23 protein-coding genes and 1 pseudogene are annotated in these 25,982 nt (G+C 67.7%); 10 read left to right on the top strand and 14 right to left on the bottom strand.

Annotation, left to right across the window (positions count from 1 at the left end; genetic code table 11):
* Nucleotides 1–30: 30 nt before the first annotated feature.
* On the bottom strand, nt 31–1,842 hold the full coding sequence (locus DAA40_RS00595; RefSeq protein WP_106847820.1) for a fibronectin type III domain-containing protein: 1,812 nt from the start codon (nt 1,840–1,842) through the stop codon (nt 31–33).
* 236 nt (nt 1,843–2,078) lie between these two features.
* On the opposite strand from DAA40_RS00595, the gene DAA40_RS16285 reads away from it, so the two are divergent.
* The gene (locus DAA40_RS16285) at nt 2,079–4,322 is read left to right on the top strand and encodes an alkaline phosphatase (protein ID WP_199849435.1); all 2,244 of its coding nucleotides are present in this window, start codon (nt 2,079–2,081) and stop codon (nt 4,320–4,322) included.
* Nucleotides 4,323–4,334: 12 nt separating this feature from the next.
* Here the strand turns inward: DAA40_RS16285 and DAA40_RS00585 are convergent, their stop codons facing one another.
* Nucleotides 4,335–5,345 carry a phosphotransferase family protein gene (locus DAA40_RS00585; protein WP_106847819.1) on the bottom strand — a complete coding sequence of 337 codons (1,011 nt, stop codon included), beginning with the start codon at nt 5,343–5,345 and terminating at the stop codon, nt 4,335–4,337.
* 110 nt (nt 5,346–5,455) lie between these two features.
* Between DAA40_RS00585 and DAA40_RS00575 the strand changes: the two are divergent.
* Nucleotides 5,456–6,721: pseudogene (locus DAA40_RS00575) on the top strand (ABC transporter substrate-binding protein).
* Between the two features lie 110 nt (nt 6,722–6,831).
* On the opposite strand, the gene DAA40_RS00570 reads toward DAA40_RS00575, so the two are convergent.
* Nucleotides 6,832–7,644 (bottom strand): SDR family NAD(P)-dependent oxidoreductase, encoded by an 813-nt coding sequence (locus DAA40_RS00570; RefSeq protein WP_106847816.1) that lies wholly within the window; start codon nt 7,642–7,644, stop codon nt 6,832–6,834.
* A 132-nt stretch (nt 7,645–7,776) separates the two neighbouring features.
* Here DAA40_RS00570 and DAA40_RS00565 point away from each other — a divergent pair, with 132 nt between their 5' ends.
* Complete coding sequence (locus DAA40_RS00565) at nt 7,777–8,532, top strand: SDR family NAD(P)-dependent oxidoreductase (protein WP_106847815.1); 756 nt, start codon at nt 7,777–7,779, stop codon at nt 8,530–8,532.
* A 67-nt stretch (nt 8,533–8,599) separates the two neighbouring features.
* Here DAA40_RS00565 and DAA40_RS00560 read toward each other — a convergent pair whose 3' ends face one another.
* Entirely contained in the window at nt 8,600–8,911 is a 312-nt protein-coding gene (locus DAA40_RS00560; RefSeq protein ID WP_106847814.1) for a putative quinol monooxygenase, read from the bottom strand.
* Between the two features lie 24 nt (nt 8,912–8,935).
* Entirely contained in the window at nt 8,936–10,195 is a 1,260-nt protein-coding gene (locus DAA40_RS00555) for an acyl-CoA dehydrogenase family protein (protein WP_106847813.1), read from the bottom strand.
* Nucleotides 10,196–10,349: 154 nt separating this feature from the next.
* Between DAA40_RS00555 and DAA40_RS00550 the strand changes: the two genes are divergently transcribed.
* From DAA40_RS00550 to DAA40_RS00535, 4 genes are read left to right on the top strand one after another with little or no spacing between them, the layout of a single operon-like run.
* Complete coding sequence (locus DAA40_RS00550; protein WP_106847812.1) at nt 10,350–10,991, top strand: TetR/AcrR family transcriptional regulator; 642 nt, start codon at nt 10,350–10,352, stop codon at nt 10,989–10,991.
* A complete protein-coding gene (locus tag DAA40_RS00545) occupies nt 10,978–12,354 on the top strand; it encodes a phosphotransferase (RefSeq protein WP_106847811.1) in 1,377 nt (458 codons plus the stop codon). The genes DAA40_RS00550 and DAA40_RS00545 overlap by 14 nt, the downstream gene beginning before the upstream one ends.
* A complete protein-coding gene (locus tag DAA40_RS00540) occupies nt 12,351–12,923 on the top strand; it encodes a protein-L-isoaspartate O-methyltransferase (protein ID WP_199849434.1) in 573 nt (190 codons plus the stop codon). The genes DAA40_RS00545 and DAA40_RS00540 overlap by 4 nt, the downstream gene beginning before the upstream one ends.
* 32 nt (nt 12,924–12,955) lie before the next feature.
* Complete coding sequence (locus DAA40_RS00535) at nt 12,956–13,828, top strand: SDR family NAD(P)-dependent oxidoreductase (RefSeq protein WP_106847810.1); 873 nt, start codon at nt 12,956–12,958, stop codon at nt 13,826–13,828.
* Here the strand turns inward: DAA40_RS00535 and DAA40_RS00530 are convergent.
* Complete coding sequence (locus tag DAA40_RS00530) at nt 13,825–15,360, bottom strand: AMP-binding protein (protein ID WP_106847809.1); 1,536 nt, start codon at nt 15,358–15,360, stop codon at nt 13,825–13,827. The genes DAA40_RS00535 and DAA40_RS00530 overlap by 4 nt on opposite strands.
* A 113-nt stretch (nt 15,361–15,473) precedes the next feature.
* Here DAA40_RS00530 and DAA40_RS00525 point away from each other — a divergent pair, with 113 nt between their 5' ends.
* Nucleotides 15,474–15,692 carry a hypothetical protein gene (locus DAA40_RS00525; protein ID WP_106847808.1) on the top strand — a complete coding sequence of 73 codons (219 nt, stop codon included), beginning with the start codon at nt 15,474–15,476 and terminating at the stop codon, nt 15,690–15,692.
* Here the strand turns inward: DAA40_RS00525 and DAA40_RS00520 are convergent.
* Nucleotides 15,689–16,807: an acyl-CoA dehydrogenase family protein gene (locus DAA40_RS00520; protein ID WP_106847807.1), complete on the bottom strand. Its 1,119-nt coding sequence runs from the start codon at nt 16,805–16,807 to the stop codon at nt 15,689–15,691. The genes DAA40_RS00525 and DAA40_RS00520 overlap by 4 nt on opposite strands.
* Before the next feature lie 13 nt (nt 16,808–16,820).
* Nucleotides 16,821–18,026: an acyl-CoA dehydrogenase family protein gene (locus DAA40_RS00515; protein ID WP_106847806.1), complete on the bottom strand. Its 1,206-nt coding sequence runs from the start codon at nt 18,024–18,026 to the stop codon at nt 16,821–16,823.
* 54 nt (nt 18,027–18,080) lie between these two features.
* Here DAA40_RS00515 and DAA40_RS00510 point away from each other — a divergent pair, with 54 nt between their 5' ends.
* Nucleotides 18,081–18,302 (top strand): amphi-Trp domain-containing protein, encoded by a 222-nt coding sequence (locus DAA40_RS00510; RefSeq protein WP_106847805.1) that lies wholly within the window; start codon nt 18,081–18,083, stop codon nt 18,300–18,302.
* Nucleotides 18,303–18,305: 3 nt separating this feature from the next.
* Here the strand turns inward: DAA40_RS00510 and DAA40_RS00505 are convergent, their stop codons facing one another.
* The 4 genes from DAA40_RS00505 to DAA40_RS00490 form a co-directional block, all read right to left on the bottom strand.
* Nucleotides 18,306–19,133 carry an alpha/beta hydrolase gene (locus DAA40_RS00505; RefSeq protein WP_106847804.1) on the bottom strand — a complete coding sequence of 276 codons (828 nt, stop codon included), beginning with the start codon at nt 19,131–19,133 and terminating at the stop codon, nt 18,306–18,308.
* A 27-nt stretch (nt 19,134–19,160) separates the two neighbouring features.
* Nucleotides 19,161–19,994, bottom strand: a complete 834-nt coding sequence (locus DAA40_RS00500; RefSeq protein ID WP_106847803.1) for a cytochrome c biogenesis CcdA family protein — start codon at nt 19,992–19,994, stop codon at nt 19,161–19,163.
* A gap of 3 nt (nt 19,995–19,997) precedes the next feature.
* Nucleotides 19,998–20,861, bottom strand: a complete 864-nt coding sequence (locus tag DAA40_RS00495; RefSeq protein ID WP_106847802.1) for a thioredoxin domain-containing protein — start codon at nt 20,859–20,861, stop codon at nt 19,998–20,000.
* A gap of 81 nt (nt 20,862–20,942) precedes the next feature.
* Nucleotides 20,943–24,245: a TM0106 family RecB-like putative nuclease gene (locus DAA40_RS00490; RefSeq protein WP_106847801.1), complete on the bottom strand. Its 3,303-nt coding sequence runs from the start codon at nt 24,243–24,245 to the stop codon at nt 20,943–20,945.
* Between the two features lie 140 nt (nt 24,246–24,385).
* Between DAA40_RS00490 and DAA40_RS00485 the strand changes: the two genes are divergently transcribed.
* A complete protein-coding gene (locus tag DAA40_RS00485; protein WP_106847800.1) occupies nt 24,386–24,871 on the top strand; it encodes an SRPBCC family protein in 486 nt (161 codons plus the stop codon).
* Here the strand turns inward: DAA40_RS00485 and DAA40_RS00480 are convergent.
* Together DAA40_RS00480 and DAA40_RS00475 are read right to left on the bottom strand one after the other, a co-directional pair.
* Nucleotides 24,868–25,293, bottom strand: a complete 426-nt coding sequence (locus tag DAA40_RS00480; protein WP_106847799.1) for a MaoC/PaaZ C-terminal domain-containing protein — start codon at nt 25,291–25,293, stop codon at nt 24,868–24,870. The two genes, DAA40_RS00485 and DAA40_RS00480, sit on opposite strands and share 4 nt — an antisense overlap.
* Before the next feature lie 20 nt (nt 25,294–25,313).
* Nucleotides 25,314–25,808, bottom strand: coding sequence for a MaoC family dehydratase N-terminal domain-containing protein (locus tag DAA40_RS00475; protein ID WP_106847798.1), 495 nt, complete (start codon nt 25,806–25,808; stop codon nt 25,314–25,316).
* Between the last annotated feature and the right edge of the window lie 174 nt (nt 25,809–25,982).

Here is a 25,982-nt window from a genome sequence, read left to right as displayed (position 1 = left end):
CGGCCCGGGACGCCGTCCGCCGGTGCCGCCTCAGGATCTGCGGTTGCGCAGCACCAGCACCGAGCCGCCGGCGATCGCCGCCAGGGCGAAGATGCCGAGCGCGCTGAGGGGGGATCCGGTGACGGCGAGGGGTTCCTTCGATCGCGGATCCCCCTTGCCAGCCGCCGTCACCGAGGTCGCCGCCTGCGGCGCCCAGGTCCCGGGTGCTGGTGCGGCCGACGACCCGGGCGTGGGGCCAGGTGCCTCTGACGAAGGCGAGTCCGTCGGGCTGGCCGGTGCCGACGGCTGCGGCGAGGTGGTTTCCTGCGCCAGCACGGTGACGAGTCGCTCGGCGTTCACCGCGTTGCCCGATCGGTCGGTGGCCGTGTAGGTCAGCAAGTACTGCCCGGGCGTCGCGGTGTCCACGACTCCGTCCACCGCGACGGTCGCCGGCCCGCAGTCGTCGGCCGCCGAGACGCCCGCCATCGGGTCGAGCTGGTCGCCCTCGGTGATCGTGACTGGGTCGGTGCCGGACAGCTCGGGAGAGATAGTGTCACCGCTGAGCTCCACCTCGTCGACCAGCGTGCGGTCGTTGCTGCGATAGGTCGACACGGTCAAGGCGCACTGCGTCACCCGGACGCGTGAGAAGTTTGCTACCTTCTCCTGGTTCTCGACCTCGCTCCAAGGCGCCGGCATCGGCAGGTCGTCGTTGCGGCCGTAGTACTTCGAGCCGCTGGCCGAGTTGCCCGTGATGTACAGGACGTCGCCGGCCTTCGGCGCCAGGAAGTCTGGGCCGCTGGTCACGTCCTCGTCCGGGCCGTTCACCGGCACCCCGCGGTTCATCAGCGGCGTGCGCGTGTAGTAGTGGTCGTGCCCCTGCAGGACGAGGTCGACACCGAGCTCGCTCATGCCCTTCGACAGCACATCCCGTCGTCCCTCGATCGTGCCGAAGCCCTCGGCGTCCGGGTCGGTCGCATGCGGCGCGACGGAGTAGATCGAGTGGTGGAAGGTCACGACGGCCCACTGCGCCGGGTGTTCGGCCATCGTCTGTGCCGTGTAGTCGACGAGCGTCTGATGCCGGAGGTCGTTGGCGTTCAGGTGGACGAACAGCACGTCGTTGTAGGTGTAGTGGTAGTGGCCACCGAGGAAACCGGACGAGCCGTCGTGGCCCGGAAGGTAGAAGTGGTCGCCGTACGCCAGCTGGATGACGTCGTGGTTGCCGAGCGTCGTGGCGAGTGGGTACTGGGTAAGTTGCTCCGGTGCCTTGAAAGCCGTGTACTCATCGTCGGAGGCGAACACCACGCGGTCGACCTGATCGCCTGCTGACAGCAGCAGCTGCGCATCGGGGTACATCGCCCAGGCGCTGTCGAGGGTGGTCTGCCATTGCGCCGTCTCGGTCACCAGGTCCCCCGAGGTCCCCATCTGCGGGTCGCCTACGAAGATGAAGTCGAAGTCCCCGGATCCGGCGCCGGTCCGGAAGGTGTAGTTCTGCGACCACCCCTGCTCGTTGCCCAGCTGGTAGGTGTACTCGGTGTCCGGCGCCAGAGCGTCGATCGTCGCGTGGTGATAGAAGTAGCCGAGCTTGGAGACCACCGGGCCGCTCTCCACCTCCTGGATGACCCGCGCGTCAGCGGGGAACTCATCGCCCTCCATCTGCGACGTGGGCGCGAGCATCACGACCTCCGGCGCGGGCGAGTCGGAGAACCAGGCAAGGTTGCGCTGGGTCTCGTCCTCGCCGACGTGCAGCGAGACGGCCTGGATGTCTCCGGTCGCCGGTGCTGCTGCGGACGCCGGAATCGCTGCACTCAGCGCGATGAGGGCCCCGGCGGCTGCCGTGGCAATGGCTTTGCTGTACCGAGACATGGTGGGACCTTCCGGGGCGGTGGGATCGCGGTTACGTTATGGGCCCACGGCGAGCACGGTGTGACCTCGGAGTGAAGTTCGAGCGAACCTACCGGCGGCCCGCGGCTGGCCCCGCCCGGGTGGGCAAGTGTTCAGCGGCAGGCCACCTATCGGTCACCACAGGCTGCCCCTCCCCGGCTAGCGTCGGCGCCTAGCCCTGTGCAGGACGACCGCGCGAGATGCGTTGGGAGCATTGGATGACGACTGGCATCAATCGTCAGGGATTCAGCAGGCGACGGCTGCTGCAGGCCGGGGCGATCGGCGCTCTCGGCAGCGCGATCCCCTGGGCATGGTCGGTGGACCGCGAGGCGGCGGCCGCGCCGGCCGCTGACGGCTCCTTCGGCTACGGCGTCGCCTCGGGCGATCCGACCGCAACCTCGGTGATCATCTGGACCCGCTTCACGCCGGTGGTCGACGGCGCTCCGGCGATCCCGGGATCGGGCCTCGGCGACCCGGCCGTGATTCGCTGGGTCGTCGCGGCCGACCCCACCTGCGCGACGCCCATCGCCAGCGGCGAGGTCACGACGTCCGCCGCCCAGGACCACACCGTGAAGGTAGACGTGACCGGGCTGAGCCCGTACACGAGGTACTACTACTCCTTCTCCACGACGGACGGCGAGACCAGCGAGGTCGGACAGACCCGTACGGCACCGGACGAGGCGGGCCAGACCCATGCGCTGCGCCTGGCCCAGGTGTCCTGCTCGAACTATCCGCACGGCTACTTCGGCACCTACCGGGCGATCGCCGAGCGGGACGACCTCGACTTCGTTCTACACCTCGGCGACTACTTCTACGAGTACGGCGTCGACGACTACAGCGGGCCGTCCGAGCTGGCCGACGTCCGCGCTCACGAGCCGGCGCACGAGACGGTGAGTCTCGCGGACTACCGACTGCGTCTTGCCCAGTACCACGCGGATCCCGATGCTCGCGAGGCGCACCGGCGGCACCCGTTCATCACCATCTTCGACGACCATGAGGTCACCAACAACGCGTGGGCGGACGGCGCCGAGAACCACGACGCGAGCGAGGGCGACTACCAGACGCGCAAGGCCGCGGCCTTCCAGGCATATGTCGAGTGGCTGCCGATCCGGATCTCCAACGGCACCCCGCACCAAGGAGTCAAGTTCTTCCGGCGGTTCACCTACGGTGACCTCGCAGACCTCTCGGTCATCGAGACCCGACAGAACCGATCCGAGCAGCTCGGCGAGTTCGTCATCATCGGGGATCCCAGCACCAACGAGGCGCTCTACGATCCCGACCGGCAGATCATGGAGCCCGAGCAGATGACGTGGCTGCAGGACGGACTGGACCAGCCGCGTCGCTGGCACCTGATCGGCAACCAGGTGATGGTGGCGCCCATCGCGTGGCCCGGCCAGTACGCGGGAGGCATCCAGGGCTCGATCGCGGTGAACGCGGATGCCTGGGACGGCTACCGGGCGGATCAGATGAGCCTGCTCACGCACATGGCGACCCGCCCGGCCACCGCCGGAGACACCGTCGTGCTCACGGGTGACATCCACTCGAGTTGGGTCGAGGACCTCATCGCCAATGTGCCCGAGGAGACCACTCGCGTCGTGCGCGACTATCCCGCCGCTGCCGAGGATGCGGCGCTCAGCACCCCGACGCCCCGCGCACCGCAGAAGCAGCCGGCGCCGGCCGCGAGCAGCGCTCCGGTCCCGCCGATGATCGCCAATCCGGTCCCCGTGCCGCAGCTGCCGCCACCACTGCCCGGACAGGACCACGCGGGCGTGGAGTTCGTCTGTCCGTCGGTGACGAGCAACGGCTTCTACGAGGTCATCCGCAGCGTTCTGCAGTCGCCCGAGCTGTCGGTCGCGACGACGGAGCTCGCGTCGGTAGTCCTGCAGGCGCTCAACCCGCATCTGCGGTGGCACAACGGGATCGGCCACGGGTACGTGCTGATCGACGTGACGGCAGACCGGGTACAGGCCGACTACTACCTTACCGCGAACCCGACGATCGCCGTCCCCGACCCGCGGGTCGTCCCGGACCACCGGCCGGAGTACCGGATCTCCTGGCAGACCGTGGCCGGATCGAGGATGGTCTCGGCTGCCAGCGGCCCGGTCGGTCCCCGCAGCGACCAGCCGCGTCAGGCAGTCTGTCCGACCCCGCCGCCGACGTCGTCGGAACCGACGTCGGCTGCGCCGTCCACGTCGGCCTCGGCGTCTCCGTCGTCCCCGTCGTCATCGGCCGCGCCGGCCCCCAGCGGCGGACCTTCGGCACCCGCCCTCGCCCCCGCGCCTCCCTCGGCGGTCGCGGCCGATCCAGGAAAGTCGACCGGACCGCGGGACGGGCTCGCAGCAACCGGCTCGCCGATGATCGCCGCGGCGGGGACCGGTGCAGCGGCGATCGCCGCCGGAACGGCATTGAGCCTCGCGGCTCGCTCCCGCCGTCCGAGCCACGCGGCGCCGGACGACGAGTAACCAGACCGCGCGTCAGAAGTCCTCGGGGTGCTCGATGAGATGCAGGCCCCGACGGAGGAGCGCGGCGCACGAGCCCCCGATGTCCTCCCAGTGGGGGTCGTCGCGCTTGCCCGTTCGGTGCAGCCGGAGGTTGAACCCGGTGATCACCCCGAAGCGGTAGCACGACAAGGCCTTGAACCACGGCGCGTCGTCGACCGCGCGTCCGCTCGCCTCTCGATAGCGTGCGAGGATCCACGACGCATCGATGTCGCCCTGAAGTCCCTGGCCGTCCGGGAGGTCCCAGCAACGCGCGTCGAGCATCATCGACAGCCAGGCGATGTCGAGCAGCTGCGCTCCGATGCCGCAGATCTCCCAGTCGACCACCGCGCTGACGGTCGCATCATCGACGAACAGCACGTTGGTGGGATGGAAGTCGCCGTGGAAGACCCCGACGTCCGGGTCGGCAGGCAGCGTCGCGATGAGCCGGTCGGCCAGATCCTCGGCGATCGCCTGCGTGTGCTCCTCTTCCATCTTCGGCACCAGTCGCCGCCAGTGCGCGATCTCCTCCTCGAGGCCCTTGGGTTGCTCCCAGTCCCCGAGCCTCGTCTGCCAGTCGACCGCATGGATGGCTGCCAGCGCTCGGATCTGGTTCGTCAGAAAAGGCAGCGGATCCCCGTCGCCGAGCTGCCACGAGCCATCGACACGGGTGAGCGGACGTCCCGGCATGAAGCGCTGCACGTACGCGTCGGTACCGAACCACTGCTGATCGTCGGATGACCACAGGACGGGCGCAACCGGGACACCGGCCGCGTCCATCGCGGCCAGCACCGGAACCTGGCGGAGCACGTCGGTGTTCCCGCTCTTGCGCACGCCCGGTGGCGCCAGGCGTATCACCAACCGGTGCGTCGAGGCATCGTCGGTCACGGTGAATCCGAAGCTCAACCCGGCGTGTCCGGGCATCGGGTTCACACCGCCGACGGTGGCCTCGTCGCCGTAGTGCGCGCTGGTCCAGCGCGCGAGCCGCTCGGTGATCTCGTGCTGCACGATCGCTCCTGCCTATCGGTCCAGGTGAGCCCGATGAAATTGGATCAAGTCAGCCGACGGACGGATGCATATGATCGGCGTCATATTTCACGCCTCACGTTGGAGAGCCCATGCGCATGAGACTACTTGCCACCACCAGCATCGCCAGTGTCCTGACGGTGCTGGTCGCCGGTTGCTCGACGAAGGGCGAGGACGACTCGGGCAGCGGTGACGGCGGGTCGCTGAAGACCGATGTCGGCGTCACGGACGATGCGATCAAGCTCGGGGTGCTGACCGACACCAGCGGGCCGTTCAAGTCCGCCGGGCTCTCGGCGCTCTACGGGCACCAGATCTGGGCCGAGGAGGTCAACGAAGCTGGCGGTATCTGCGATCGATAGATCGAGCTCGACATCAAGGACCACGGCTACAAGGCCGACAACGCCGTGCCGCTCTACGAGCAGATGCGCACGGAGGACCTCGGCCTGATCCAGCTGCTCGGCTCGCCGATGCTCGCGGCGGTCAAGACCAAGCTCAGCAGCGACAAGATGCTGGCCGCGGTTCCGTCGATGGCATCGAACAATCTCGATACTAGGACGATCATCTCGACGACCGCAACCTACGACATTGAGGTGATCAACGGGCTAGCGTGGCTGCAGCAGGAAGGCAAGATCAAGGATGGCGACAAGATCGGCGCGATCTATCTGCAGAACGAGGCCGGCGAGAACGCGATGGCGGGCTTGAAGTTCTACGCGGAGAAGCACGGCATGTCGGTGGTCGAGTCGCCGATCGGCGCCACGGACACCGACATGACCTCCACGGTCACCAAGATGAAGTCCGAGGACGTGGCCGTGATCGTCGCGATGAACTCCCCCGCGCAGGCATCGTCCATCGGCGTGCAGATGAAGGCCCAGGACATGCCGATCCCGCTGCTGGGCTGGGGACCGACGTACGCCCCGACCCTCGTGTCCAACCCCGAGATCGTCGCGGCGATGAAGGACAACTTCTACATCGCTACGTCGGCGGCCGCCTGGACGTCGGAGTCGGAGACCGCCACGAAGGTGCGCGAGGAGTTCGAGGCGCTCGGCGTCAGTGATCCGGCGTCGAGCACGATCTTCGTGGGCTATCTGTCCGGCATGGCGTGGGGCGCGATCCTGCAGCAGGCGTGCGACGACGGCGACCTGACCCGCCAGGGAGTCATGGATGCGCGCACCAAGGTCGACAACCTCGAGACCGACGGGCTGACCGGGACGCTGGACTTCTCCGACCCGGGCGCGCCGACGACGCGCGAGACGCACATCGCGCAGCTGGACGCCGAGCTACCCGGTGGCACGACGGATGCCGCCCCGCTGGCGACGTCCGAGGAGGCGAAGGAGTACAAGGCGCCGTTCCAGAAGTAGCGGGAATGCGTAACCGGTCGCCAGGACTGGCATCGCGATGCCGGCCGCCACCGCGACCAGCCCAAGCACGCGAGCGGCTCACGCCAGGACGATCGGCGCCCGTCGCGGCATCAGGTGTGGCGAACGGTCATTCCGCCGTCGACCGGGATGATCGCGCCCGTCACGAAGCTGGCGGACGGAAGGCACAGGTTCAGCGTCATGTGCGCGACCTCCTCCGCCGCACCATAGCGCCGCAGCGGCACGCGCGCCTTCGCATAGGCAGCTTTCTTCTCCGGGTCGTACTTCTCGGTCATCGCAGTATTGATTGGTCCGGGACAGATGCAGTTCACGGTGACGCCGTGATAGCCGAGCTCGACCGCGAGCGACTTCGTCAGGCCGACCACGCCGGACTTCGACGCGGCGTACGCCAGCAGCCCACGCTGGGCCACGATCGACTCCGTGGAGGCGATGTTGACGATGCGCGGCGAATCCGACTGCAGCAGGTGGGGCAGGGCGAGCCGCGCCAGCCGCACCTGGGCAGTCAGGTTGACCGCGAGGGTGTGCGCCCAGGCCGCCTCGAACTCGTCGTCGTCCTGAACCGTGGTGTTGGGCCGCGAGATGCCGGCGTTGTTGACGACGATGTCCAGCTGCCCGGCCCAGTCGACCGCCCGCGCCACAAGGTGCTTGAGGTCGCCGGGCTTGGAGACGTCGCAGACCACACCGAGCGCGCGGTCCTCGGCGAACTCGCGGTGGATCGCGTGCACAACCGCGTCCACGCGGTCCTCACCGAGGTCGGCGACCACGACGCGCGCGCCCTCCTTGGCGAGCAGCAGGGCGGTCGCGCGCCCCATGCCGCTGGCCGATCCGGTGACGATCGCGCACCTGCCGGCGACCGATCTGCTCAGGTGCGGAAGCTCGACTGGTGGGCTCTGGTTGCCATTCATCGGGATCCTCTCATCAGGTAGTGCTGACCCTATGCGGCGCGGGCGGCCTAGCCAATAACTTCGTAGTGCGTAATTTCAAGGTGCACGGTAGGTTCGTCTGCAACCCGACCGCCCACACATCAAGGAGCCGCGATGAACCACCAGACTCCCGATCTGACAGGCAAAGTAGCGATCGTGACCGGCGGCAGCCGCGGCCTGGGCCGCGCCATGAGCCTGGCGTTCGCGGACGCGGGTGCCGACGTCGTCGTCGCCAGCCGCAAGCTCGACTCGTGCGAGGAGGTCGCCGAGCAAGTGCGCCAACGGGGCCGGCGAGCACTCGCCGTCAGTGCGCACATGGGCCGTTGGGATGAGGCCCAGTCCTTGGCGGACCGCGCCTACGACGAGTTCGGCAGGGTCGACGTGCTGGTCAACAACGCGGGAAAGTCACCGCTGTACGAGACGCTCTCGGACATCGACGAGGGCTACATGGATGCCGTGCTCGGCCTGAACTTCAAGGTGCCCTTCCGGCTGTCCGTGGTGGTGGGCGAGCGAATGAAGGCGGACGGCGGCGGCAGCATCATCAACATCTCGAGCGTGAACTCCTACCGTCCGGAGTCCTACTCGCTGCCGTATTCGGCAGCCAAGGCCGCACTGAACGTGATGTCCCAAGGCTTGGCCGAGGCGCTGGGGCCCGAGGTGCGGGTTAATGTCATCGCCCCCGGGGGCTTTGAGACCGACATCGCGACGAACTGGGCAGACGGGATCCGTGAGCGCCTGCGGGCCTCGACGTCCCTGCGGCGAACCGCACAACCGGAAGAGATCGTCGGTCCCGCGCTGTTCCTCGCCAGCGACATGTCCAGCTATGTCACCGGCGCCGTATTGCGCTCGGACGGCGGCATCATCGCCTGACCGTCGGCGCTGCGGAGGGCTGGTCAGCGTCATAAATGGCGTCCGCCGGCCCACCGCAGCAGCGCGACTAGACCAGCTGGCCCTTGGCCGGATCGCCGGACGGCGCAGGACGCAAGAAGGTGAGCTTGGCCGGCTCTGCGAGCAGGTCTGCGGTGGCTTCCCTGAGCGCCTTGAGCGGTTCGCCCTCACCGTGTGCTGCGAGTTCCTCCTTGGTGGCCCAGGACTCGATCAGGTAGACCTTGTCCTTGGTCGTATGGAAGGCGTACTTCTCGCACCCCGCCTCGGCGTGAACGGAGGCAGCGCCGTTCTGTAGTGCGGCGAGCAGTTCGTCCTTCTTCCCTTCCTTGGGTGTGTACTCGACGAAGATGACAGTCGACATGGCTACTGGTTTCCTTTCGTGGCGCTACTTGCGTTTGTTGGGTCCGGCGAATCCGAACAGATATCCGGCCACCTTGCGCATCTGGATCTCCTCGGCGCCTTCAGTGATCCGATAGCGACGGTGGTGACGGTAGATGTGCTCGAACGGCATATGGCGGCTGTAGCCGACACCCCCGTGCACCTGCATCGCGCGATCTGCCGCGTCGCAGCAGAATCGGTTCGCACGATAGTTACACATGGAGACCTTGTCGCTCACCTCGAAGTGGTGACGCTGATCGAGCTCGCTGGCGGTGGTCCGGATCAACGCCCGCAACATCTCGGCCTCGGTAGCCAGCTCGACCAGTGGCCACTGCACGGCCTGGCGGCGGGCAAGCGGCTCGCCGAAGGTGACCCGCCTGCGGGCGTAGTCGACGGCGAGGTCGATGCAGTGCTCTCCGGCGCCCAGGCTCGACGCGGCCTGCCGAATGCGGTTCTCGTGCACGAAACCCTGCGCGACATCCAATCCGCGCCCCTCCTCACCAACGATCGCCGATCCCGGTACGCGTACGTCCCGCAGCGACACATCGGCATGGTCGGAGGGCATGTTGAAGGTCCAGCGGAAGAAGTCGACGCTGAGTCCTTCAGTGCTGGTGGGTACGAGGAATGCGGTGATTCCGCGTGCATCGCCGTCCTCACCTGACGTGCGGGCGAAGATGACGTCGTGCGACGCGACGTGCATGCCGGTGTTCCATCGCTTGGCACCGTTGATCACCCAGTCCGATCCGTCGCGAACGGCGGTGGTCTCCATCCAGGTGGCGTCCGACCCGTGGTCGGGCTCGGTCAGGCCGAACCCGATTCCAGCCTTGCCGGTCAAGCATGCCTCGACGAGCTCGTCCTTCTGCTCCTGGGAGCCGAACTTCGTCAGCATGTGCACGCCGGAGTGGTTGCCGACGATCGACGACTCGTCCTGCAGGTCGTTGTGCAGACCGAGCCCCTTGCGCGCCAGGTGCTCACGAATGATCGCCATCTCGAGGTTGGTGGAGTCGTTGCCCCCCACTTCCTTGGGTAGATCGTGACGGTAGAAGCCGGCCGCGTCCGCGCGACGCTTCATCTCCCCGAGGAGCTCCTCCCACTCTTTCCTGGGCACGCCGCCGTTCTCCCAGTCGGTGCGCTCATACTCCCTGCGGTGGTCGAAGAATCGCTCGTTGTCGTCCTGCTCCTGAAGCGGCTTGATCTCCCGCTCGATGAACTCATCCATGCGCTGCAGCAGGTCTCGCGTGCTTTCGGCCACCTCGTTGGTCGACATCGGTACTCCCTCGCTCGATTCAAATGGTGAACGACTGTTCAGCCCATCCTAGACGGCAGGCGACCGGGAGCCAACCCGTCCGCGTCCCCAGACGAGCGTTTGCTACCCCGTTCGATCGTGGCATAGTTGATCACATGTTCAACGGGAGCTGGTCATGAGTGCGACCCGCAGGTCGACGACCGCGCTCATCCGCCAGAGCGACGACCCCACGTTCGCTGCGATTCTGGATGCCGCGGTCCGCGTCATCGGCGCGCGCGGGTACCACGGCACCTCGGTACGCGACATCGCTGACGAAGCGGGAGTCAGCGCCGGTTCGCTGTACAACCACTTCGGTTCGAAGCACGAGCTGCTGGTCGTCATCCTCGATCGGGGCCTCGATGATCTGATCAACGCGACCGAGCAGGCGCTCTACGACTCCACTCCCGATCCGGCGAGTCGGCTGATGGCCCTCGTCGCAGCGCATGTCAGCAACCATGCGCAGGGGCGCCTGGAGAGCTACATCGGCAATTCGGAGCTCCGGAGCCTGAGCGCTGAAGCCCGTGCGCTGATCGTGTCGAAACGGGACACCCAGCAACGGATGTTCGACCGCGTCGTGCGTGACGGCGTTCGGCAGCAGGTCTTCCACGCATCGGACCCACAGATGGCATCCCGGTTCGTAGTCACCGCCTGCACCGCAGTCGCGACCTGGTACAGACCCGGCGGGCGCTTCTCCGTACCGGAGCTAATCGACCAGTACCAGCAGCTGGCGTTGCGGACCGTTGGCTATCGGGAGGAGGAAAGCGATGCAGCAGTCTGAGACAGCTCTTCAACGAGCGCTGGAGGCGAGACTCGCGTCGGTGCTCGGAGGACGGGTTGCGGTCAGTGACGTGGAACCGGTCTCGATGGGCGCCAGCAAGTCGATCTGGCGCTTCCGCGCCACACCGTCGTCGGGCGCGCCACTGGATCTGGTGCTGCGCGCGGACCCGGTCGAGAACCAGAAGCCTGCCTCGATGGCCATCGAGGCTGCGGTGCTGCGCGCCGCCTATGATCAGCAGGTACCCGTTCCTGAGGTGCTCGACGCGGGCGACGGCTCCGAGGGCCTGGGCACGCCCTACGTGATCATGGCCGCGGTGGTCGGTGAGACGCTGCCCCAGCGGATCCTGCGAGATCCCGAGACGACGAAGCGAGCTGCCGATCTGGCCCACGAGCTCGGTGCGGCGATCGGCGGAATACACCGCATCTCGCCCGGCATTCCCGGTCTGGAGCGCATCGATGACGTCGCGGACTTCGAGAAGCAGTACCGAGCCGGCCCGCCGTCGCCGGCGATGGAACTGGCATGGCGATGGCTGCACGCCAACCGTCCGACTGCTCACCCATCGACCGTCGTACACGGCGACTTCCGGCACGGCAACATCATCGTGGCCGATGGTCGCCTCGCCGCCGTCCTCGACTGGGAGCTGTGCCATGTCGGTGATCCCCTGGAAGACCTTGGCTGGGTCACGACGAAGGCGTGGCGGTTCGGAGCACCCCGCCCGGTGGGTGGGTTCGGCGAGGTGGACGACCTCCTCGACGGCTATGCATCCGTTGCTGGATGGCGACCTGCTATCAAGGACGTGCTCTGGTGGTCGATCTACGGCTCGGTGCGATGGGGCATCATGTGCCGCCGACAGGCCGCCCGCCACCTGGACGGCGACGAGCAGTCACTCGAGCTGGCGCTCATCGGGCGCCGCTTCGCCGAGAACGAGCACGACGTGCTCGTCGGACTCGGGCTGAGCGACCCACTCCCCGCCGCAGCGGGCGCTGGCTCGCCCGAACCGAAGCCTACGATGTTCGGGGCGCCCACTGTCGACGATCTGCTCGACGCGGCGATTCACCAGCTCAGCGTCAGTCGGGAGTATCGCGACCGGCTGCTCATCAGCGCCCTGAACGTGGTGCGCCGCGAGCAGCAGTTGACCGATCGGCTGCACGACCGGCTCGATGAGTCGCTCGCCAAGGCAGGCGTTGGGTCGGAGACCGAGCTGGCGGCCGCGATCCGCTCCGGGGTGCAGATCACCGGCGCAGTCGTCGAGGCCGTGCGAACCGGCGTGCAGAGCCGGCTTGCGGTATGGAATCCCAAGTACCTGGGGTATCCCGCGCCCGACGACGGTTTCCGGGTGGGGCGAGAGGAGGCATTCTCATGAGCGATCGCGCAATGACCGTCCGGGAGGCGATGGGCCTCGAGGATCGTCGCGGTTTTCTGCCGCCGGAGTATCAAGCACACGCCGCCGAGGATCGGCCCTTGCCGATCGGCTCCGGTGGCACCAACTCTCAGCCGACGACTGTGCTGCGGATGCTGGAGCTGCTCGACGTCCACCCCGGCCACCGCGTCCTCGACATCGGGTCAGGGTCGGGCTGGACCACGGCGGTGCTCTCGCGGCTCGTCGGCGAGAGTGGCACGGTCATTGGGGTAGAGCTCGAGCCCGCATTGGTGAGCATGGGACGGGAGAATCTGGGCATCCGCGCCAACGCAAGGATCGAGGAGGCGCACGACGGGGTCTTCGGATGGCCACAGGCAGCGCCGTACGACCGGATCCTGGTCTCGGCAATGGCCGAGGAGCTCCCGGCCGACCTCATCGACCAGCTCGCGGACGGTGGGCTGGTAGTCGTGCCGATCGACGGGGTGATGACGTTGGTCCGCAAGGATCGCGGCGGCGTCACGACGAGTGAGCATGGCTTGTACCGCTTCGTGCCGCTGCGCCGGCATACGTAGGCTTCGCTGCTCATTGTTGAGAAGGAGAATTCATGCAGACCCACCACGATGAGGTCGCGCTCATTACGGGGGCGGGTAGCGGAATCGGCAGAGCGACGGCCGTCCGGTTCGCCTCCGACGGCTACCGCGTCGTCATCGCCGACCTGAACGAGTCGAACGCGCGCGAGACAGCGGCAACCATCAATGAGCTGTCCCCCGGCAGGGCCACGACAGTACGCGCTGACGTGCGCCTTGAAGAGGATGTCGAGCGCATGGTCCGATCCTCGATCGACACGTACGGCGGCCTTGACGTACTTGTGAACAACGCCGGCCTGGGCGGTGCCTTCGGCTCAGTCACTGAGACGAGCGTCGAGGACTGGGACTTCACCTTCGAGGTACTCGTGCGTGGCGTCTTTCTCGGCGTGAAGCACGCCGCACGGGCGATGCGCGACGGCGGCCGGATCGTCAACATAGCGTCGATCGCGGCGTACAGTGGAAGCTCAGGCCCGTTGGCCTATACAGCTGCGAAGCATGCCGTCGTCGGACTCACTCGAGCCGCGGCCGTCGAGTTGGGCCCGCGCGGCATCCGCGTCAATGCGGTGTCACCGGGCGTCATCCGGACCCCGCTGATGGAGACAGGCGCCGACACGGCCCATCTCGACTCTGTACTTCCTCTCTCCCAGCTCACCCCGCGATGGGGACAATCGGAGGACATTGCCGGCGCCATCGCATTCCTCGCGGGCAAGGACTCCCGCTTCATGAACGGCGAGTCGATTCTGGTCGATGGCGGCGTCGTAGCCGCCGGCCCCGGCCCGGCCATGTTCGAGCATCTCGGGACCGATCCCAAATCGAAAGGGTTGGTCGGAGTGAATCGTGGAACGACGGGCGAACGCAGCATGGTCCGCAAGCGGATCTCTTCGAACTAACCGCTGATGCGGTCTGTGCCCTCCCAGTACTGTGCTTTGAGGCGGCGCTTGAAGAGCTTGCCGGTGTCCTCCCGCGGCAAGCGTTCCTCGAAGACGATCACCTTCGGTACCTTGTACGCGGCCAGACTGTCGCGCACGTGGCGGCGGACGTCGTCCTCGGTCAGCGCCACGCCGGCCCGGGGCTGGATGTGCGCAGCCAATGCCTCGCCCATGTCCGGGTCGGGGATGCCGAACACAGCGACGTCTTCGACTCCCTCGAGGTTGTGCAGGCTGGCCTCGATCTCGGCGGGATAGATGTTCACCCCGCCGGAGATGACCATGTCGTTGGCGCGATCGCTGAGGTACAGGAAGCCCTCAGCATCCACGTGCCCGATGTCGCCGACGGTGAAGAACTTGCCCCGCGCGATGTCGCGACGCTTCTCATCGTTCGCTATGTAGGTGAAATCTGGCCAGAACCCACCCGGCTTTCCATAGACGATGCCGGTCTCCCCCGTCGGCACCTCCTCATCGGTGGCCGGATCCAGGATCTTGATCTCGCAGTCGCGCCAGGCCTTGCCGACCGTACCCGGGCGCGCGAGAGAGTCCTCGCTCGTGGCGTAGGTCCACGCGCCTCCCTCGGAGCCGCCGTAGTACTCGAAGATGATCGGGCCGAGCCAGTCGATCATGGCCGCCTTCAGGTCCGCGGGGCACGGTGTGGCGGCGTGGACGATCGCCTTCAGCGACGACAGGTCGTACTGTGAACGCTCCTCCTCCGGCACGGCCAGCAGCCGACGGAACATCACCGGAACCATCTGGGTCGAGGCGATCTTGTACTGATCGACCATTCGCAGGAACTCCGTCGGGATAAACCGCGGCATGATGTGCGTCGTGACGCCCAGCGAGACCGCCCAGATGAAGTGCACGTTGGGTGATGAGTGGTACATCGGTGCCGGCACCAGCGTGGGCTCGCCCGGCCGGAACTTCAGCAGGTCCATGATCGCCGTCGCGAGCTCGGGCACCCAGGCGGGGTCCATGGGATCGCGGATGATTCCCTTGGCCAGACCGGTCGTTCCCGAGGTGTAGATGACGCTGTTCGGCGGCACCGTGTTGGGGTCGGTCACCGGATCGTTCTCCACGGCGAGCTGCTCAAGCGAAGGGTGATCGCCCGTGAGCCGGACCGAACCAAGCCCGTACGCGTCGACGATCTCCGGAGCAGTCTCGGCCTCGACGATCTGCACGTGATCGGGCTTGTGCTTGCGGACGGCCGGCAGGAGATCCGTGTGCACCACCGCTACCTTGACCCCGCTGTTGGAGAGCAGGTGCTTCAGGTCCTCTCCCGTCCAGTGCCAGTTGACCGGAACCGGCACGGCGCCGATCAGGCCGCCAGCCAGCGTTGCCTCCACGAAGCCCACCCCGTTGCGCATGATGATCGCGTAGCGGTCGTTCTGCTCCAGCCCGAGCGCCCGCAGCCCGCTCGCGATCCTGGCGGCGCGGTCCTTCACTTCTGCAATCGGTCGCGGACGGTCTCCCGTGTACACCATCGGCTCACTCATCGGATCCCCTTCGAGTCGATCGTCAGCTCGCGTTGCCTCACCTAACCAGCGGCGAGGTGAATTGTGAACCCCTTCACACAGCCGTCGCCCGGGCCTGGGCTGGCGTGCGAGCAGTGCCGAAGTCGACTGGAGCGAGGAGCCTGGGCTACGGACCCGAGCAGCTGGCCGAGATCTTCGCGAGCCGGGCCCGGGACGAGCGGGCAGACCACTTCGCGGGCACCGGCGCCTGCGTCACGCCGGTGCTCGACTTCACCGAGGCGGCGCGTGCTCCCGGGCCCTCGGGCGCCGACACGGACGACGTCATCCGCGACTGGGATGTACCGGGCGACTAGATCCCCGCGGTAGCGCCGATCAAACGCAGGTGGAACTCGGTGTCGCCCAGCATCGACTCGATCGCCAGAACCCGCTTCAGGTAGTGGCCGACCGACAGCTCATCGGTGGTCCCGATCCCGCCATGGATCTGCACGGCATGCTCACCCACCACGCGGCCGCACCGACCGACCTGCGCCTTCAGCACCGAGACGTTGGTCCCGGTTGCCTGGCCCGCCTCCGCGAGGGCGGTGGTGTAGAGCAACGTCGCTCTCGCCTTCGAGTACGCCATCTTCATGTCTGCCAGGCGATGCGCGATCACCTGAAAAGAGGCGATCGGAACGCCGAACTGCTGGCGGGTGGTCGCGTACTCCGCGGTGGTCCGAAGCAGTGCGCCCATCGCGCCGACCGACTCCGCTGCGAGCGCGATGGTCGCCTGCGCGAGGACGTCGTCCAGCACGGTTGTGACGTCGGCGATCTGCAGCGGCTCGGCAGGCGCCTGCTCGAACCGCACGGACGCCGCCGCCCGTCCGTCGATGGTCCGGTACGGCCGAATCGACACGCCGTCAGCGTCAGGGTCGACGGCCACCACGACAAGCCCGGTGCGCTCCCCCGCTGCACCGGAGGTGCGCGCCGTCACCAGGAGCCTCTCGGCCTGCTCGGCCGCCAGGACCAGCTCCTTCTGCCCCGCGAGGCGGTAGCCGGCGCCGTCCCGCATGGCCGTCGTGGAGACGTGCGAGACGGACGGCGTACCGCGCTTCTCCTCATGTGCGAAGGCGATCTGCGCCTGCCCGCTCATCATTCTCTCCAGGAGCGCGCCGGTCCAGCCGTCGCCCGCGGCTGCCAGGGTTCGGCCCGCCAGCATGACGTTGGAGAGATACGGCTCGATCGTCAGATGCGACCCGAAGAGCTCGCTGACCGCGACGACGTCGGTGATGGTGCCGTCGGTGCCGCCGTCCGCCTCGCCGAAGGGAAGAGCGAGCAGGCCCAGCTCCGCGAACTGGGTCCAGGCAGCCTCCGACCACGGTGCGCCTTCGCGAAGCAGGCCCTGGCGCCGATCGAACGCGTACGCCTTGTCGAGATAGCGTCGGAGCGTCTCACGTAGAGTCTCCTGCTCGCCGGTATAGGTGAAGTCCATCGTCGTCCTCGGATCAGCGGCGGGTCAGGGTACGAGCGATCAGGTCGCGCTGCACCTCGTTGGTGCCGGCATAGATGCTCGTCGCGCGGCTGTTGAGATACCACGGCATCGACGTCAAATCGAACTCCGAGCCGAGCGGGTCCACTCCCGAGCCGACCTCGAGGGCATCAAGCTGCTGGGGCAACGCGGCCACGCCCGAGACCCGGGTCATCAGCACCGTGATGCGCTGGGTCAGCTCGCTCGAGGTCGTCTTGCCCATCGACGGCGCCGCGATGTCCTTGGCCATCGGATGTCCGCTGAGGCTGAGCTTCTCCATGTGCTCCAAGGACGCGACGTCCGCCGCAAGCTCCCCCAGGTCACGCTGAAACACCGGATCGTCGGCGAGCGCTCCCCCGTACGGCGACAAGGCCCTCGCGGCGGCGGCACGGATGTGCTCGATCTGGCGGCGCATCCCCGGAGACTGCACCGAGCTGCCGCGCTCGTAGGTCAGCAGGTGCTTGGAGATCGCCCAGCCGTCGTTCTCCTCACCAACCCGTCCGGACTGGGGCACCCGGACGTCGTTGAAGAACACCTCGCACTGCTCCTGCTCGCCGGTCAGGTTCACGATCGGCCTGATCTCGATGCCCTCGTAGTCGAGCCGGTCCAGCAGCAGAAAGGTGATGCCGCCCTGCTTCGGACCCGACGTGCTAGTCCGCACGAGCATGAACATGCGGTTCGCGCGATGCGCGAGCGTGGTCCAGATCTTCGAGCCGTTGATGATGTAGTCATCGCCGTCGGGCACTGCGGAGCAGCGCAAGGACGCGAGGTCTGAGCCCGACCCAGGCTCGGAGTAGCCCTGCGCCCAGTAGTCCGCCCCCGAGAGGATGCCGGGCAGATATCGCTCGCGCTGCTCCTCACTGCCCTTGTCGATCAGTAGCGGACCGATCATCTTCAACCCGTTGGGCAGCAGCGGAGGAAGGTCCCGCCGCGCGTACTCCTCGCTGAAGACGTACCGCTGCTGCAGGCTCCACCCGGTACCCCCGTGCTCCTGCGGCCAGCCCGGTGCCGCCCAGCCCTTCTCGTTGAGGATCCGTTGCCACTCGATGGTCTCGTCGAAGGGTGGGAAGACGCTCGTGGTGCGGCGTCCGGCCTCGCGGATGGCCTCGGTCGGGGCGGTATCCAGAAACTCGGCAACCTCGGAACGGAAGGCCTCGAGGTGCGGGTCGGTGCTGATGTCCATGAATACGGGCCCTTCAGTTGACGACGCAGTCATCTTTGCACTTGAGTAGGGCCCATGGGTGACGAGCTTTTCGAACATGAGACCGAGACCGAGCTGACCCGTGAGGAAGCGGCCCAGAAGCTGCGGGAGCTCGCGGACGCGATCGCGCGACACAACGAGGTCTCGTTCGTGCAGAACAACAAGACAGTGCGGGTCGACATCCCCGAGCGCGTGAAGATGAAGGTCGAGATCGAGCGGGGCGAGGAGTCCGAGCTGGAGATCGAGCTCTCCTGGTGATGGCTACGGGGCGACCTTCTCGGCCAGCCGGACGACGGCGTCGGCTACCTCGGCCCCGAACATGACGGCGTCGTTGTGGTTGCCGGCGACCTCGAGCTTCTCGACCAGATTCGGCGCCGACGCGGCCACCTCCTCGCTCAAGGCGGCTGGGACGATCGTGTCGTCGTCGCCGTAGATCACGGTGACCGGGACGTCGGTCCTGGAGAGGTCCTCGACGACCGGGTACCGGTCCTTCAGCAGCCACCCCACCGGAAGCCCGAAGACCTGACGTGACGCGACCGCAGCCAGATCGGTGAACGGCGAGCGCAGCACTACGCCGGCGGGCTCCGCGACGGTCTGCAGCCGTGCGGCGACCCCAGTCCCGATCGACTCTCCGAAGTAGATCACCTGGTGTAGTGGGAAACCCGCCTCATCGAGCGCCTGGATCGCGGCGAGGGCGTCCAGGCCGGTGCCTTCTTCCGATGGGCTTCCTGGGTTGCCGCCGTAGCCGCGGTAATCCACCATCAGCACGGTAAATCCACGCTCGGACAGCAGTTGTGCGATACCCGCGCGGCCCTCTCGATTACCACCGTTGCCGGGCAGATAGAGGACCGCCATGTCGCGGTCTGCTCCGGCGGACGGCGGCACGAGCCACGCGTCGAGGTCGAGGCCGTCCTCGGTGTGCAGCGTGATGTCCTCAGCCCCAGCGATCACGTCGCCGGCCGGCCGTGGGGTGGAGGTGTCCGGCAGATAGATCAACGAGCGCTGGAAGGTCGAGAGCAGGCCCACGACGACTACTCCTACTGCGGCGATCGCGAGGGCGGAGACGACGATTCTCCGCCTCGGTGACATGGGCGTGAGGCTACCAAATCCGGCTGGTCAGTCGGGGTCTGCAGACCGGTCCGGGCGTCGTCGCCCGGCAAGGACGAACGCGATCGCGGTCGCGATCAGGACCAGCAGCGCGGCACCGACGTAGGACGGGATGGACGACGCCCATCGCGACAGCCGCGCCTCGAGTGCGAACTGGGTCTCGATCGGCAGGACGCCGCCGAGGCTTCCGGTGCCGTCGGTGAGCAGCAGTAGGACGCCGATGCCGATGAACAGCAGGCCGGAGATGATTCCCGTGCGGGTCGTGCTGATCGGGCCGATCTGCACCGGCCGGGGCCGCAGCCAGGCTCGCCGTTGCAGCTGGAAGCGGTCCCACAGCAGCGCCAGCACGAACACGGGTACAGCCATCCCGAGGGCATAGATCGCCAGGATGATCCCTCCGTAGACCGCATTACTGCCGAGCGCGGCGACGGCGAGCACCGAGCCGAGGATGGGACCCGAGCACACCCCGGCAACGCCGTACACGGCACCCAGGATCAGCACCGAGACCGTCGACCGGGCGTCGCGCCGGTGCGAGACGGTGCGCCCGGGCAGCGGGATGTTGATGCCGAGCAGCTGGATCGCGCCGAGGACGATGACCAGTGCGGCCATGACCGCGACCAAGGCGGCGCGGTGCTCGGTGACCAGCGAGCCGAGAGCGGACGCCGCGACGCCCATGGGAACGAGCGTGATGAGCAGGCCGAGGTAGAACACGAGGGTCCGGCCGAGCAAGGCCGAGGTGGTGCTGAACGCGTACGCGAAGAAGCCGGGCAGCAGGACCGCGGAGCATGGGCTCAGCAGTGTGAGGATGCCGCCGAGGAAGGCTCCGATCAGGCCGATGTCCACGGGCTACTCGTCGTCCGCGTACTGCTCGATCTTCTCGGTGAACACTTCGGCTGGTTGCGCACCGACGATCGGCTCTCCGTTGACGAGGAACAACGGAGTGCTGGAGGCGCCGAGCTCGATGGCCTTCTGGGCCTCGTCCATGACCGCCTGCTGGAGCGCGGGGTCGTTCATGTCGGCCTCGAACTGCGCCATGTCCGGGATGCCGATCTCGTCGGCGTACTGCAGCAGCACGTCCTTGGGCAGCGAGGGGTGGCCCTGGGTAGGCGCGTCCGCATGCAGCGCGTCGTAGAACTCCCAGAACATGCCCTGGTTCCCGGCTGCCCGACCCGCGATCGCGGCCAGCACGGACTCCTGACCGAAGATCGGCAGGTCGTGGTGCTCGATCCTGAGGGTTCCGTCCTCGACGTACGTCATCAGCTCGGGCTTGACGTCGCGAGCCCACAGCGCACAGTAGGGACACCGATAGTCGCTGTACTCCACGAGCACGACCGGAGCGTCGTCCTCGCCGAGCGCGAGGGGATCACCCGGCTGGTTCCGGGCCAGATCGATCGCGGGTTGCGCCTGGATGTCGTCGGTGGAGACTGCGGCGCCACTACCGGCAGCAGCCTTCTCTAGCCGCCCCTCGTAGTTGGCGATGATCGCGGCGATGGCGATCCCGGCGAGCGCGAGCGTTCCCCCTACCGCGATCAGCAGCTGTGTCAGCGTGAACATCCTGCGCTTGTTGCCGGGCGCCTTGGACCGCTGACGGCGCCGCTGCGCGGATCGCTCGTCGGCGTTCTTGCCCACGATTGCGGTGGACTCGTCCACTCCACCGTGCTCCTCGGGATCGCCGGTCGGCAACGGCTCTCGGTCGTCAGTCGCGGGCACGTCGTCGTCTCCAGAACGGTCGGGTGCGGTCTCGGTATCGGGACCTTCCCGACCATACGTCGGGGCAGCCGGTGATCGGCCTCACCCGTCGTGGGGGATCCGGTGAGCATCCTCGACGTAGCGGCACAAGGCGTTGACCGCCCGCAGCTGCTCGGGCGTGCGCACCTCCGCGTCGAGCAATAGCGGGCTCCCGACCACGACGACGGCGGCCTTCGCCCGTGAGACCGCCACGTTGAGCCGGTGGACGTCGTAGAGGAAGTCGACTCCCCGGGGCGCATCGCCCGCCGACGACGCGGTCAAGGAGTAGATGACCACGGCACCTTCCTGTCCCTGGAACTTGTCGACGGTGCCCACCTTCACGCCGCTGGGCAGGGTCTTGCGCAGCTCGGCGACCTGCGCGTTGAACGGTGCGACGACCAGTATGTCGCTCTCGGTAATGGCGCGCGGCTCGGCGCCATCGTGCCACCGACCGGTCAGCAGGGCGGCGATCAGCCGATCTATCTCCCCGGCTTCCTCGGGCGAACGGGCTGACCGCAGCGCGTGCTCCACCGGCATCCAGTACAACCCTGGGCCGCCGAGGCCGGGCGCGTCGATCGAGACCGCAGCGCGGTCTGGGTGGGCTCGCAGGCGTCCGTCGTAAGAGAGCTCCGACACGAAACCGGCCACAGCAGGGTGCATCCTCCACGTGGTCGCGAGGAACACCCCGGCGTCCGGCTGGATGGTGTCGTGCTCACCGATCAGATGCTCGAGCGCTGACACGCCCGCGCCGTGCGGATGTTGCGCCTTCGTCGGCTGGCGCAGCTGCTGCGGATCCCCGAGCAGCACCATCGAACGCGCCGCGGGTGCGACGGCAGCGGCGTTGGCGAGCGAGAACTGCCCGGCCTCGTCGACGACGAGCACGTCGACGAGGCCAGCCATCTCCGGCCGAGACCACAGCCAGGCAGTCCCGCCGGCGAGTCTCACGGACCCGTCGCCAAGCCCCGCGGCAACCTGGCCGTTGTCGGTGACGACCGTGACGTTGTCGGCCGCAGTCGCCCGGTCTTCGCCGCCGATCTTGTGCATCGCTGGAATCCCAGTCTTGATGAGCAGGTTCCGGATCACCTCGTGCGAGCCGGCGACGACCCCGACTCGTCGGCCGGCAGCCACGAGCTGTCGGATCAGCTCGGCTCCGCAGTAGGTCTTGCCCGTGCCAGGAGGGCCCTGGACGGCCAGCACCTCGCCGTCCAGCGCCAGTCCGATCCGGGCCAGCCGGGCGGCGTCGTCCTCGCCGTCACGCCCCGCTAGCACCGTTGCCGGCGGCACCCGCCGGTCCAGCAATCGCAACGCGAGGTCGTCTCCACCGTCGAGTGCGCGCCGACCGGTCCGTTGCAGTGACTCACGCAGCTCCTTGGTGTTGATCGGCGCGGGGGCACCGAAACCGCGCGCACTACCTGGCTGCTTCTTCGCACCCAGCTTGACGACGAGATCACCCGCCTCGGCGTCGATCGCCAGCACGGTCCCGATCGACTCGTTGGTGTCGACGTCCCGTACCCCGTCGCCGATGTTGAACGCGCACTCCTGCGGCGGGAACCGGTAGCGCCACGATCTCGACGTCCGCCGTCCGGTCTTGGACAGGACGTCCCCGACGAGCTCAGGTCCCACGGGTGCTCCGATGGCTGCGCGATCGTCGATCAGCTCGTCGGTTTGGAGGTCCGCCAGACGGAAGAAGTCCCACCACTCTGGCCGTTCCTCGCGCCGGTGCCACCCGACCATCCCGGCGAGCACGGGGTGTCCCGCGGCAAGCAGCTCGTCGGCCAGCCGCTGCTCGGCTAGCTCGTCGTCCTTGGGCGGGGCCGGCTGCTCCGGCTGCGGTCGCGTCAGCTCGGCGCCCCCAGCCAGGAGCTCGTCGCGTCGGTCCTCGAGCCAGGCGTGCAGGTCGTGCGTGGAGCGGACGTCGTCGCGGTTGTACGCGGCGATCGCATCCAGGATCGCCTGGTCCCCGGTGTCCAGCCAGCGCTCGTACTCCAGGATCGAGGAGCCGGCGTCGGCGACCTCCGCGCCGCTGGCGCTGCGCGAGTCACGCCAGTAGAAGTCCTCCAGCTTCTTGATCGAGTACGACGGCTTGCTGATCCGGACACCCCCTCGCACAACGGCATACAGGTCCACGAAGGCCTCGCCGCGCAGCAGCTGGTCCAGCTCGATCTCACGCGTGGCGTGCCGTCCGGTCAGCCGCTTGAGCGCGGCGACCTCGTACGGCGCGTAGTGGTAGACGTGCATGTCGGGGTTGGCGCGGCGGCGCGCCCTCAGGTCGTCGAGCAGCTCCTCCGTGAGCCGCTTCTCCTGGTCGGTGTCGTGTGCCCAGTAGGCGGTGAAGTGGCCCGACCGGTCCCACAGCCCGGCGAGGTACTCGCGGCCCTCCCCGCCGTCGGCCCACGGGTCCCCCTCGAAGTCGAGGTAGACGTCGCCGGGATGTGGCGCGGGCAGCGAACCGAGCCCGCGGCCGCGTTCGGGCGCCAGCAGCTCGAACGTCGCCTCGCCGGTCTCCCGCTCGGCGGCCTGTAGCCGTGCCTGCTGCCGCAGCCGCTGCTCGGTGGCCTGGCTCAGGGCGCCGGCGACGTCGCCCTCCCTCGCCTCGGCGAGCTGCTGGAGGGTCGTGACGCCGTGGTCGATCAATGCTTGACGCTGATCACGCCGGAGCCCGGCGACCTGCGACAGGTCGTCGTTCGCGAGCCACTCGGCCTCGCAGTGCTGCCGCCACCTGCATTGCGGGCAGTAGGCGTTGGGCACCGGCTCTGTGCGCGGCTGCCGCTCGACCGCCAGCTCGAGTGATCGGCGCAGTCGCCGGGCATACGCGGCGACGTCGAGCATCCGCCATGGATGCGCGGCTGCATCCCCGGTGATGACGACGAGCTGCTGGGGCGGAACACCCTGCAGCTCGGTCAGCCGCTCCGCGTAACCGGCCATCTGGATGAGTGCGGGCACCGTGAGCGTGCGCGCGAGCTTGGTGTCTGCCACGTCGTAGGACCACGGCCCCCACCTGCTCGGGGTCTCGTTCCGCAGCAGGAAGTCGGCGCGACCGGACCACCGGCCACCGGCGAACGCCGCCTGATAGACGACCTCGACGCCGTCCTGCATCGCCGATACGGTGGCCGCCTCCGCGCGCTGGTCGCTCAGCCGTCTCGGAATGCTGATCGAGGTGCGACCGGCCGCCAGGGTGTGGAATGCGGCGGTCTCGTGCTCCGCACCCTTCGCGGCGATGAGCGCGACGTCTGGGTCGTCTCCCGCCGGCACGAGTGCCGCGCGGCCGCGCAGGTAGGACAGCTCAAGGGTGGTGGCGTGCGTGCACGCCGTGTGCCGGGTCAGGTCGGTCGCGCTGAGGATGACCTCGCCGTCGACCTCGCGCATCTGCTGATCCCTCCTCTTGCTTCGCTCAGACGGCAACAGCGTAGGCCAGCGTCCCGACATCGGTTCATCCCTCGGTGAACACCGCCACCCATCCGCGATACCGCTTGACGGGCGGCCCGGGCACCGGTGAGGTTAGAGGCATGACTCAAGACTCGGACGTCTCGTCGCAGGACAAGGTGGTCTCCGCCAGCCGCGAGGTCGACGCATCGGCTGCGGAGATCTTCGAGCTGATCGCCGACCCGGCACGACAGCCGGAGTGGGACGGCAACGACAACCTGCTGTCGGCGCCCGAGGGGCAGCGGGTGCGCGCCGTCGGAGACGTCTTCCGCACGAAGCTGACCCGCGAGGGGATGATCCGAGTCAACCAGGTCGTGGAGTTCGACGAGGGCCACCGGATCGCGTGGCGCCCGGCCGAGCAGGGCGCCGCGCCTCCCGGACATCTGTGGCGATGGGAGCTCGATCCGATCGGGGAAGGCCGCACCAAGGTCACCCACACCTACGACTGGAGCCGGCTCACGGACCCGAGCCGTCTCGAGCGTGCGCGTTCGACCACCCCGGCGATGCTGCGGGCCTCGATGGACCGGCTCGCTCGACTCGTGGAGTCCGAAACGGCCGAGCGCGACTAGCGCGTCAGCACCACCGCTGCCTCGCCGTTGGTCGTCTGAGCGCCGTCCGCGCCCTCGGTCCAGATCTTGACCGTCACGACGGTGGCTGGCTCGCCGCTCTGGCTGGGCTCCTCGGAGACCGTGACGACCTCTCCCTGGCAGGTGAAGGTCGCGCCGACCATGTCCATCCCCTTGTACTGCGCGCTGATGGAGCGGATCCAGCCTCGGTGCGCCAACCAGTTCGAGACACACTCCCCCATGGCCGCGTACTTCAACCGGCCATGGACGATGTTGTTGCCGATCTGCTTGACCTGCGGGAAGTCGGCGTCGAAATGCAGCGGGTTGAAGTCACCACCTCCGGCGGCATACTTGACCAGCGTCTCTCGGTCCGGGGTCTTGCGCAGCGACGGCAGACGGTCGCCCACCTTGACCTCCATCGTCATGATGTGTCGGGTCCTTTCGATCAGTAGAAGATGACCTGCGACCTCTGGGTCGCCACCAGCTCGCCCGTTTCGTCGTGCAGCTCGGATGTCGTCGAGACGATCAGGATGCCGCCACCGAGAGCCTTGCTCTGCTTCGGTGTGAGATCGCTGATCTGGTGCGTCGCGGTGAGGACGTCGCCGGCCACCACCGGTCGGACGTAGGTGGTCTCCGTGCCGCCGTCCAGCACGTTCTGCAGCCCGAACATCGCCGCCGAGGGGCTGACGATCGCCGGAACGGAGAAGGTCTCGTCGACCTCCCCCGGAATGTAGACCGGGGTTCCCAGGTAGCACGGCGGTGCCGGCAGGGACGAGTATCCAGCCTCGGCTGCCGAGGCCTGATCGAAGTACACGCGATCCTGGTAGCCGACCCCGCGGGCGAAGCCGCGCACGCCGGTGGTCGTCACCTCATAGGTCCACTTCTGCGGCCTGCCGATGGCCGCCCTCATCTCGTCCGTCAGCTCGATCTGCTCCGGCATAGTCGTCCCTCCAGTCCCCTAGGGCTCTGCGCCCGGCCGTGTCACCGCACGTGGCACCAGTATGCCCACCGGTGTGACGCACACCACGTCGGGGTAGTGACCTTCGGCTGTCTCCGTGCGACTTTCGTCAGTACCGCACCGCCGCCGATCCACCTAGCGTTCCTTCCACCTGCG

The organism is Blastococcus sp. Marseille-P5729 (assembly GCF_900292035.1).
Classification (GTDB): Bacteria; Actinomycetota; Actinomycetes; order Mycobacteriales; family Antricoccaceae; genus Cumulibacter.
The sequence above is the reverse complement of the archived record's forward strand: the minus strand, read 5'-3'. Positions and strand labels throughout refer to the sequence as shown.